Annotated in this window: 8 protein-coding genes; 4 read left to right on the top strand and 4 right to left on the bottom strand. The window is 73.6% G+C overall.

Annotated elements, in window-relative coordinates; all coding sequences use genetic code 11:
* Positions 1–93: 93 nt before the first annotated feature.
* The 3 genes from ACWCO8_RS36950 to ACWCO8_RS36940 form a co-directional block, all read right to left on the bottom strand.
* Positions 94–330, bottom strand: coding sequence for a hypothetical protein (locus ACWCO8_RS36950; protein WP_260226244.1), 237 nt, complete (start codon positions 328–330; stop codon positions 94–96).
* Positions 331–350: 20 nt separating this feature from the next.
* The gene (gene malQ, locus ACWCO8_RS36945) at positions 351–2,435 is read right to left on the bottom strand and encodes a 4-alpha-glucanotransferase (protein ID WP_451035891.1); all 2,085 of its coding nucleotides are present in this window, start codon (positions 2,433–2,435) and stop codon (positions 351–353) included.
* A gap of 62 nt (positions 2,436–2,497) precedes the next feature.
* On the bottom strand, positions 2,498–2,719 hold the full coding sequence (locus tag ACWCO8_RS36940) for a hypothetical protein (RefSeq protein WP_451035890.1): 222 nt from the start codon (positions 2,717–2,719) through the stop codon (positions 2,498–2,500).
* A 213-nt stretch (positions 2,720–2,932) separates the two neighbouring features.
* Between ACWCO8_RS36940 and ACWCO8_RS36935 the strand changes: the two genes are divergently transcribed.
* Positions 2,933–6,046 (top strand): beta-N-acetylglucosaminidase domain-containing protein, encoded by a 3,114-nt coding sequence (locus tag ACWCO8_RS36935; protein ID WP_451035889.1) that lies wholly within the window; start codon positions 2,933–2,935, stop codon positions 6,044–6,046.
* Between the two features lie 66 nt (positions 6,047–6,112).
* Here the strand turns inward: ACWCO8_RS36935 and ACWCO8_RS36930 are convergent, their stop codons facing one another.
* A complete protein-coding gene (locus ACWCO8_RS36930) occupies positions 6,113–6,676 on the bottom strand; it encodes an HNH endonuclease (protein WP_362006681.1) in 564 nt (187 codons plus the stop codon).
* A 246-nt stretch (positions 6,677–6,922) separates the two neighbouring features.
* Between ACWCO8_RS36930 and ACWCO8_RS36925 the strand changes: the two genes are divergently transcribed.
* The 3 genes from ACWCO8_RS36925 (at position 6,923) to ACWCO8_RS36915 (ending at position 10,797) form a co-directional block, all read left to right on the top strand.
* Positions 6,923–7,987: a mechanosensitive ion channel family protein gene (locus tag ACWCO8_RS36925; RefSeq protein ID WP_362006683.1), complete on the top strand. Its 1,065-nt coding sequence runs from the start codon at positions 6,923–6,925 to the stop codon at positions 7,985–7,987.
* A gap of 170 nt (positions 7,988–8,157) precedes the next feature.
* The gene (locus ACWCO8_RS36920) at positions 8,158–9,372 is read left to right on the top strand and encodes an ROK family transcriptional regulator (RefSeq protein WP_451035888.1); all 1,215 of its coding nucleotides are present in this window, start codon (positions 8,158–8,160) and stop codon (positions 9,370–9,372) included.
* 87 nt (positions 9,373–9,459) lie between these two features.
* Positions 9,460–10,797, top strand: coding sequence for an ABC transporter substrate-binding protein (locus ACWCO8_RS36915; protein WP_451035887.1), 1,338 nt, complete (start codon positions 9,460–9,462; stop codon positions 10,795–10,797).
* Positions 10,798–10,801: the final 4 nt, after the last annotated feature.

Here is a 10,801-nt window from a genome sequence, read left to right as displayed (position 1 = left end):
TCGGTGTACCACTTCGGCTTCGGCTCGGCCACGTGGGACGCGAAGGCCGGTACGCGTGTACCGGCGCGGCGCCCTCGAAAAGCGACGGGGTCGTCAGGCCTTCTTGGGCCTGTCGGACTTGTCGAGCACCATCACGAGACCGGCGATCACCAGGAACAGCACGATCGGCGCGGCCACGAACAGGCCGAGGGTCTCCACGACACTCAGCTTGGGGGCCGGGTCGTCACCGTCGTCGCGGGTCAGCGCGAGCGCGGGGGACGACATGAGCAGCATCATCAGCGTCGTACCGGCCGCGACAGCACCGGCGCGCAGGGCGTTCTTCTTGTCCACGGTGCAAACGTAGCGAACAGCTAAACGGGGCGCGCGTCCGGGGGTGCCGTACGGGACCCGGCGAGCGGGGCGAAGACCTCGAACAGGCGGTGCGCCCGGGGCGAGGCGGCCAGCTCCTCCAGGGTCGTCGGCTGCCCCTCCGGTCCCGCCACCGGCAGCCGCCAGTTGGGGTACTGGTCCCAGGTCCCGGGCAGGTTCTGGGGCCGCCGGTCCCCCACCGCGTCCGGCAGCCACACCCCGACCATGGCGGCCGGGGTCCGCAACAGGAACCGGTGGACGGCCCTGACCTCGGCCTCCTCGTCGCCCGGACCCTCCGGCAGCAGCCCGAGCAGCTCCAGGTACGTCAGCCACTCGCCGACCTCCGCCGCGTCCTTGGCGCGCTCGTGCCCCAGGTCGCCGGTGAGCAGCCCGAGCCGGTGGCGCAGGGCGACGTGGTCGCCGGAGAGCCGGGCGGCGGTGGAGGGCAGGTCGTGCGTGGTGGCCGTGGCCACGCAGTCGGTGCGCCACTCCTCGGGGGCCAGTGGGCGGCCCGTGCCCGCCCAGTCCCGTTCGAACCAGAGCACGGAGGTGCCGAACACCCCGCGCCGCGCGAGCGCGTCGCGGACCCCCGGCTCGACCGTGCCGAGGTCCTCGCCGATGACGACCGCGCCGGCCCGGTGGGCCTCCAGGGCGAGGACCGCGAGCATCGCCTCGGAGTCGTGGCGGACGTAGGTGCCCTCGGTGGGTTCGCGGCCCTCGGGGACCCACCAGAGCCGGAACAGACCCATGACGTGGTCGATCCGCAGCGCGCCCGCGTGCCGCAGGAGCTCCCGCAGCAGGCCGCGGTACGGGGCGTAGCCGGAGGCGGCGAGGGCGTCGGGGCGCCACGGCGGCAGACCCCAGTCCTGGCCGCGGGAGTTGAAGGCGTCGGGCGGGGCGCCGACCGACATGCCGGCGGCGAACGCGTCCTGGAGCGCCCAGGCGTCGGAGCCGTCGGGATGGACGCCGACCGCGAGGTCGTGGACGATCCCGACCGCCATCCCCGCCTCCCGCGCGGCCGTGCTCGCGGCCGCCAGCTGGCGGTCGGTCAGCCAGGCGAGCCTGCAGTGGAAGTCGACCCGGGCCGTCAGCTCCTCGTCGGCGCGGACGGCCGCGGCGGCGGAGAGCGGATCACGCAGCTCCTCGGGCCAGGACCGCCAATGGTGGCCATGCCGTTCGGCGAGGGCCTGGTAGGTGGCGTGGTCCTCCAGGGCGCGGCCCCGCTCGGCGAGGAAGTCGCGGTACTCGGCGCGCCGGCCGGGGCCGAGCTCCACCGTCGCCACCAGCTCCAGGGCGCGCCGCTTGAGCTCCCACACCGCGTCCCGGTCGATCAACGCGCCCTTGCGCAGCACACGTTCACGCAGCTCGGCGGCGTCGGCGAGGATCGCGTCCAGGCGGTCGCGGTACTCCGGGCCCACGAAGTCGTACTCCGGGATGTCCTCGATCCGCAGATGCACGGGGTCGGGGAAGCGGCGGGAGGACGGGCGGTACGGGGACGGGTCGGAGGGCGCCCCGGGCACGCCCGCGTGCAGCGGGTTGACCTGGACGAAGCCGGCGCCGTGCGTCCGGCCTGCCCAGGTGGCGAGTTCGCGCAGGTCGCCGAGGTCGCCCATGCCCCAGGAGCGGGCGGAGAGCACCGAGTACAGCTGGGCGAGCAGCCCGAAGACCCGCCCTTCGGGCCGGGGCACGCGCGCGGGGGCGACGATCAGCGTGCCGGTGTCGCTCCGGCCGTCGGGGGCCTCCGCCTCGATCCGGTGGACGCCGAGCGGCAGGCCGGCCCAGTCGGGCCCGTCCACCCGCTCACCCCGCTCCGTCGTCACACGGAGCCGGGTGCCGGGCGGCAGGCCCTCGGGGGGCCGCGCGGGGCCGTCCTGCCGGTGGACCAGCGTCGGCGGGAGCAGCCGGGCCTCCCCGGCCCGCCGCGCGGCTTCCAGGGCGGCGGCGACCGCCTCGGGCGTACCGGCGTCGACGTCCAGGGCGGCGAGCACGGCCACGACCGTGGCGTCGGGCACCTGGACGGTGACGCCCTCGGACGGCTCGTACGCGGTGGCGACGCCGTGGAGGGCGGCGAGGCGGGCCAGGGTCACTTCACACTCCAGAGGTCTGGGTCGGTGGTGGACCTCGCCTGCGGCCCGGCGCGGCCCGGCGGTCACATGCCGGGGGACTCCGTGCCGCCCGAGGTCCAGGGGGCGGTGGGTTCGCTGGTGAGCGGGGCCGCCGGGGTCAGGGGCGGTTCGCTGGTGAGGGGGGCCGCGTCCGCGAGCGGCGGTTCGCTGGTCAGGGGCGCCGCGTCGGCGAGGGGCGGCTCGCTGGTGAGCGGGCCCTGTTTCGGTACCGGTATCTCGGCGAGGTGGGGGGTGGTCACGGTCACGGGGGTTCTCCCGGCTTCGTCTCGACAGGTGGAACGAGCAAGCCCTACCCACCGCACCCCGTTTTACCGGCGGAACTTGGCGCGGCGGCGCCACCTCGCCGAAAGCCGGGCGGGCAAACCGGGCACATCGGCCACGCACGTTGACACCCCGCCGGACGGGTGGTGGGGTCGTGACCTACTCGTGACCAACGGGGGAGCAGAGAGGAGTTCGGCGTGCACCTCGGGCGCAGGAAGCGGACGGCGACGGCCGTGGCCGCCGCCGTGATCGGCGGGCTCCTCGGCGGCGGCGTCCCCGGCGCGGCGCAGGCCGCCCCGGTCTCCCCCGTCACCACCCCCGACGTGCCGCAGAGTCCGGCCCAGCCGGCCGTGTGGCCGCGCCCGCAGTCCCTGCGGGCGACGGGTCCCGCCGTGCGGCTCGGCGGCGAGGTGACGCTGCTCGCGGACCCCGACGCCGACCCGTACGCGGTCGCCGCGCTGCGCGAGGCGCTGCGGACGGCGGGCGTACGGACTATCCACACGACCCTGCCGGGCGGCGGTCCCGTGCTCCGCGTGGGCGCCGCGGCCTCCCACGAGGCCCTGCGGGCGCTGCGGGTGGCCGATCGGGGCGATCTGCCGCGCGGCGGCTACCGGCTCGCCACGGGCCCGGTGGGCGGCCGGGACACCGTCGCCCTGGACGGCGTCGGCCCGGAGGGCCTCTTCCACGGCGTCCAGACGCTCCGTCAGCTGATCGAGGGTCATGGCGAGGGTCACGGCGAAGGTCACGGCGCGGGTCAGGACGCACGTCGCGCCGCAGGTCAGGACGCCGACGAGCGGCTGATTCCCGGCGTCGTCGTCCGCGACTGGCCCGCCACCGCCGTGCGCGGTCTCACCGAGGGCTTCTTCGGCCGCCCCTGGAGCCACGAACAGCGGCTCGCCCAGCTCGACTTCATGGGCCGCACCAAGCAGAACCGGTACCTCTACGCGCCCGGCGACGACCCGTACCGCCAGACCCAGTGGCGCGACCCCTACCCCGCCGAGCGGCGCGCCGAGTTCCGCGCGCTCGCCGAGCGGGCCCGCGCCAACCACGTGACCCTCGCCTGGGCCGTGGCGCCCGCCCAGTCCATGTGCCTGGCGTCGGACGCCGACGTGAAGGCCCTGACCCGCAAGATCGACGCGATGTGGGCGCTGGGGGTGCGCTCCTTCCAGCTCCAGTTCCAGGACGTCAGCTACAGCGAGTGGCACTGCGAGAAGGACCGGGAGACCTTCGGGCGCGGGCCCGAGGCGGGCGCGACCGCCCACGCGCGCGTGGCGAACGCGGTGGCCCGGCACCTGGCCGAGCGGTACCCGGGCGCGGAGCCGCTCACGCTGATGCCGACGGAGTACTACCAGGACGGGGCGACCGCGTACCGCACGGCGCTCGCCGCCGGCCTCGACACCGGGGTGCAGGTCGCCTGGACCGGCGTCGGCGCCGTCCCGCGCGCCATCACCGGGCGCGACCTGGCGGGCGCCCGCGAGGCGCTGCGCAGGCCGCTGGTCACGATGGACAACTACCCGGTCAACGACTACGCCCAGGACCGGCTCTTCCTCGGCCCCTCCCAGGGCCGCGAGCCGGCCGTGGCGGCCGGTTCGGCCGCGTTCCTCGCCAACGCCATGGAACAGCCGGCGGCCTCCCGCATCCCACTCTTCACCGCCGCCGACTACGCCTGGAACCCGAAGGGTTACCGACCCCAGGAGTCCTGGCGGGCCGCCGTCGACGAGCTGGCGGGTCCGAACCCGGCCGCCCGCGAGGCGCTGCGGGCCCTGGCCGGCAACGACGCCTCCTCACTGCTCGACCCGGCGGGCGAGTCGGCGTACCTGAAGCCGCTGATGACCGCGTTCTGGAACACCCGTACCTCGCAGGACAAGGCGGTACGGGAGAAGGCGGCGCGCGAGCTGCGGGCGGCGTTCACCGTGATGCGGGAGGCCCCGCAGCGCCTCGCCGGGGCCGCCGACGGCACCCTGGACGACGAGGTCGGGCCCTGGCTGGAGCAGCTCTCGCGCTACGGCCTCGCGGGCGAGACCGCGGTCGACATGCTGCTCGCGCAGGGCCGCGGCGACGGCGCGGAGGCCTGGCAGGCGCAGCTGCGCCTGGAGCCGCTGCGCGAGGCGGCGAAGGCGAGCGGGGCGACCGTCGGCGCGGGCGTCCTCGACCCCTTCCTCACGCGCGCGGTGACGGAGGCCGCGGCCTGGACGGGCGCCGACCGCGAGCGCCGGACCGGGCGTCAGCCGGACGTGGCCGTCGAGCCGGACGCGTACACCCTCCGCCTCGACCGCTCACGGCCCGTGGAGACGGTGACCGTGATGACGGAGCCCGGTTCGGACGACTCCGCGCGCGTGGAGGCGTTGGTCCCCGGCGAGGGCTGGCGGGCGCTCGGCCCGGTCTCCCCGACCGGCTGGACGCAGACGGACATGAAGGGGCTGCGCGCGGAGGCCGTCCGGGTCGTGTGGGACGGCGCGGCCGGGCCGGTCGCCCCGAAGGTGCGCTCCCTGGTGCCCTGGTTCGCGGACGAGCCGCGCGCCGAGCTGGAGCTGGCCCGGTCCGCGACGGACGCCGAGATCGGCGGGCCCGCGCAGAGCGTGGACGTCCGGCTCGTGGGCCGGTCCACGGACGAGGTGCGCGGGGCGCTGACGGCGCGGGCGCCGAAGGGCATCCAGGTACGGATGCCGTCGGAGGCCCGGATTCCGCGCGGCACGCGCGCGACGGTGCCGCTCCAGGTGTCGGTCGCCCCGGACGTGCCCGTGGGCGAGTACCGGGTGCCGGTCTCCTTCGCGGGCGAGGAGCGGGTCCTGACGGTCCGGGCGTTCCCGCGCACGGCGGGCCCGGACCTGGCGCGCACGTCGACGGCCTCGTCCTCCGGTGACGAGACCCCCGACTTCCCGGCGGTCTCGGCCCTGGACGGCGATCCGGCCACCCGCTGGTCCTCCCCGGCGGAGGACGGCGCCTGGTGGCAGCTGGAGCTGGCGGACCCGGCCCGGATAGGGCAGGTGGTGCTGCACTGGCAGGACGCGTACGCCACCCGTTACCGCATCCAGGTCTCCCCCGACGGCCGCACCTGGCGCACGGCGGCCACGGTCGCCGAGGGCCGGGGCGGCCGCGAGAGCGTCCGCATGGACGCGGCGGACACCCGCTTCCTGCGGGTCCAGGGCGACACACGCGCGACCCAGTACGGGTACTCGCTCTGGTCGGTGGAGACGTACGCGGTGGCCCCTCCGGCCGCACCGAAGACCCCCGAGACGCCGGAGACACCCGAGGCGCCCGAGGCACCGGAGGGCACGGAACAGCCGGAAACCCCCGAGGGAGCGCGGTAGCGCCAGGGGCGCCTCGGTGAGGCGCCCCTGGCGTACGGCACGGCGTGACGACGACGAAGGCCCGGCTCAACCCGCCTTCACGGCCCCCGTGGGGGCGGTGGAGACGGCGTCGATCCGGGCCATCACGTCGTCGGCGCCGTACGGCTGCAAGTACGGCAGCCAGCGTGGGTCCCGATGTCCGGTCCCGATGATCCGCCAGGCCAGGCCGCTGGGCGGCGCGGGCTGATGGCGCAGCCGCCAGCCCAGGTCGTGCAGGTGCCGGTCGGCCTTGACGTGGTTGCAGCGGCGGCAGGCCGCCACGACGTTCTCCCAGGCGTGCGTGCCCCCGCGGCTGCGCGGAATGACGTGGTCGACGCTGGTTGCGACGCCACCGCAGTACATGCAACGCCCGCCGTCACGGGCGAAGAGGGCTCTGCGGGTCAGAGGAACGGGCCCCCGGTAGGGGACCCGCACGAACCGCTTCAGCCGGACCACACTCGGTGCGGGGATGACGCGGGTCTCGCTGTGCAGGAAGGCGCCGGACTCCTCGAGGCAGAGTGCCTTGTTCTCGAGGACGAGGACGAGCGCGCGGCGGAGCGGTACGACGCCGAGGGGCTCGTACGACGCGTTGAGGACCAGGACATGCGGCACGGATGCCTCCTAATACGCCGGCGGCGCGTGGCTCGCGCCGGGACGAACTGCTCTCAGTCTCTCCTCATGCCTGGTCGGAGCGCCACCACGTACCCGTAACGGGCTTGGAGTGTTCTCGACCACATCGGCATCGTCACCGGGTACATCCCCGCGTGAGGTCGGTCTCTCCCTCGAACAGCACAACAGGAGCACTCCTTGTGCCCCGTTAGTGTGGATGTTCGCGTACACCACGCCTGGAGGTTTCTCGTGCTCTGGTCCGCCCCGCAGACCGCCGACGATCCGCAGAAGGTCCCCGTCACCCTCGACGAGGCCGCGGAGAAGGCGACGAACGCCGCGGGCTGGGTGGAGGAGAACTGGTCCACCTGGCTGAACACCGGCCTGCGGATCCTGCTCATCCTGGTCGTCGCCCTGCTGCTGCGGATGGCGATCCGGCGCGCGCTGACGAAGCTGATAGAGCGGATGAACCGCTCCGCCCAGGCCGTGGAGGGCACCGCGCTCGGCGGGCTCCTGGTCAACGCCGAGCGGCGGCGCCAGCGCTCGGAGGCGATCGGCTCGGTGCTCCGCTCGGTCGCGTCGTTCGTGATCCTGGGCACGGCGGGGCTGATGATCCTCGGCGCGTTCCAGATCGACCTGGCACCACTGCTCGCCTCCGCCGGTGTCGCCGGTGTCGCGATCGGCTTCGGCGCACGGAACCTGGTCACCGACTTCCTCTCCGGGGTCTTCATGATCCTGGAGGACCAGTACGGCGTCGGTGACTCGGTGGACGCGGGCGTGGCCTCGGGCGAGGTCATCGAGGTCGGTCTGCGGGTGACGAAGCTGCGCGGCGTCGACGGCGAGATCTGGTACGTCCGCAACGGCGAGATCAAGCGGATCGGCAACCTGAGCCAGGGCTGGGCGACGGCGGCGGTCGACGTGACGGTCCGCCCGACGGAGGACCTGGACCGGGTGAAGTCGGTGATCGACGAGGCCACGGCGTCCATGGCGAAGGAAGAGCCGTGGAACGAGCGGCTGTGGGGTCCGGTGGAGATCCTCGGCCTCACCGAGGTGCTGATGGACTCCATGACCGTCCGGGTCTCGGCGAAGACGATGCCGGGCAAGGCCCTGGGCGTGGAGCGCGAGCTGCGCTGGCGGATCAAGCGCGGCCTGGACGAGGCCGGCATCCGGATCGTCGGCGGCATCCCGCTGCAGGCGGAGGACTCCCCGTCGGCCGACCCGACGGCCGGCATGGCGGCGCCCTCGGCCTTCGCCTCGGCGACGTCCCCGCAGGGCATGGCGGCCAGCCCGCTGCCGAAGCCGGACCTCACGAAGTAGCCCACCGCCCGTTTTCACGGAGCCCCCGCAGGTAACGCTTTGGTTGCCTTCGGGGGCTTCGCGCGTACCCGGGTATTGACGCCCCGGTGACGGCCGCCCTACCGTCCTCCCACCGAATAGGAAACTTTCCTAACAGTGCACCTCACGTGCAGAGAGGCAGGTGCGTCGTCATGGCCGGTACGACCCCGGGCACCCCCGGCACCCCGCGCGTGCTGCGAGCCATGAACGACCGCGCCGCCCTCGATCTGCTCCTGGAGCACGGCGCGCTCTCCCGCACCCGGATCGGCAAGCTCACCGGCCTGTCGAAGCCGACCGCCTCCCAGCTGCTCGCCCGCCTGGAGGCCGCCGGGCTCGTCGTCGCCACCGGCACCACCGCGGGCCGGCCGGGACCCAGCGCGCAGCTGTACGCCGTGAACGCCCGGGCCGCCTTCGCCGCCGGCATCGACGCGAACCCGCACCGGATCCGCGCCGCCGTCGCCGACGTCACCGGCACGGTCGTCGGCGAGTTCGAGCTGCTCACCCCCGGCCGCGGGAACGACGGCGTCGTCCGCCAGGTCACCACCGCCCTCGACGGCGCCGTCAAGGAGGCCGGGATCACCCGCGCCGACGTGCACCGGCTCGTCATCGGCACCCCCGGCGCCTTCGACCCGGCCACCGGCCGCCTGCGGTACGCCTCCCACCTGCCCGGCTGGCACTCCCCCACGCTCCTGGAGGAGCTGGCGGCCGTGCTGCCGATGCCGTTCGAGTACGAGAACGACGTCAACCTGGTGGCCGTCGCCGAGCAGCGCCTGGGCGCCGCCCGGGGCCACGAGGACTTCGTGCTGCTGTGGAACGAGGAGGGCCTCGGCGCCGCCCTCGTCCTCGGCGGCCGGCTCCACCGCGGCTTCACCGGCGGCGCCGGCGAGGTCGGCTTCCTGCCCGTGCCCGGCACCCCGCTCGTACGGCAGGTCACCAAGGCCAACTCCGGCGGCTTCCAGGAGCTCGCCGGCGTCCAGTCCGTACCCCGGCTCGCCCGGTCGCTCGGGATCGAGACCGCCGAGCAGCCCTATGTGACCACCGCCGCCCGGCTGCTCCGGCACGCCGCCGCCCACCACGGGGACGACCCCCGGTACGCGGCGCTGCTCGACCAGTACGCCGAGCGCGTCGCCACCGGTCTCGCCTCTCTCGTCGCCGTACTCGACCCCGAACTCGTCGTCCTCTCCGGTGACGCGATCGTCGCCGGCGGAGAGCCGCTGCGCGAGCGCGTCCAGTCCGAACTGGCCGAGCTCGCCGCCTCCCGGCCGCGGCTCGTCCTCGGCGACGTCGACCGGGACCCCGTCCTGCGCGGGGCCCTCGAGAGCGCCCTCGCGACCACCCGCGACGAGGTCTTCGACACGTCCCGGTAGCCCCGACCCTCGATCTCCCCTCTCCGAGAACAGCCAGCACTTCCCCCGCCCGCAGTTCCCCTCCGTCCGCCCCAGGGAGTCCTTGTCATGCCCGCACGCACGCGCAGAGCAGCCGTCGCGCTCGCCGCCACCGCCTCCGTCGCCCTCCTCGCCTCGGCCTGTACCGGCTCGGCGGACAACAAGGCGAGCGACGACCCGAACGCGCAGACCACGATCACCTTCTGGCACGGCTGGTCGGCCCCCTCGGAGGCCAAGGCGATCCAGGACAACGTCGCCCGCTTCGAGAAGGCCCACCCGAACATCAAGGTGAAGGTCGTCGGCAACATCAACGACGACAAGCTGAGCCAGGCGCTGCGCGCGGGCGGTTCGAACGGCCCGGACGTGGCCGCCTCCTTCACCACGTCGAACGTCGGCAAGTTCTGCCACACCGGTTCGTTCGCCGACCTCAAGCCCTTCCTGGAGAAGGACAAGGTGGACCTGGACAAGACCTTCTCGAAGGTCCTGCAGGACTACACCCAGTTCGAGGGCAAGCGCTGCTCGCTGCCGCTGCTCTCCGACGCGTACGGGCTCTACTACAACAAGGACGCCTTCAAGGCGGCCGGCATCACCGCCCCGCCGAAGACCTGGTCGGAGTTCTCCCAGGTCGCGAAGAAGCTGACCAAGGAGAAGGGCGACAGCTACGAGCAGCTCGGCTTCATGCCGAACTACCTCGGCTACGAGACCGTCCCCTCGCACTACATGTCGCAGTGGAACCACAAGTACTTCGACGAGAGCGGCGCGTCGCTCCTCGCCAAGGACCCGGGCTTCGCCGAGATGCTGACCTACCAGAAGTCGCTGGTCGACGGCCTGGGCGGGTTCGCGAAGCTGGACAAGTACCGCACCACCTTCGGTGACGAGTGGGGCGCGAAGCACCCCTTCCACACCGGCCAGGTCGCCATGCAGCTGGACGGCGAGTGGCGGCTGAACTTCATCAAGGACGCCAAGGTCGGCTTCGAGGTCGGCGTCGCGCCGCTGCCGGTCGCCGACGACGAGGTGGCCGAGTACGGCAAGGGCTACCTCTCCGGCACGATCATCGGCATCGCGCCGCAGAGCAAGAAGCAGAACGCGGCCTGGGAACTGATCAAGTACATGACGATGGACACCGACGCGGTGGTGGACTTCGCCAACGCCATCGGCAACGTCCCCTCCACCCTGGAGGCGCTGAAGTCGCCGAAGCTGAAGGCCGACGCGAACTTCAAGGTCTTCCTGGACATCGCCCAGCACCCGCAGTCCTCCACCTCCGACGGCGCGGTGAACGGCTCGACGTACCAGGACACCTTCCAGGACTTCGCCCAGAAGTACGAGAAGGGCCAGGTCAAGGACCTGAAGAAGGGCCTTGAGGACACGGCCGCCCAGATCGACCGCGACATCGCCCAGGCGAAGTAAGACC

It is taken from the genome of Streptomyces sp. NPDC001927, from assembly GCF_053594455.1.
This window is presented reverse-complemented; position numbering and strand designations above follow the sequence as displayed.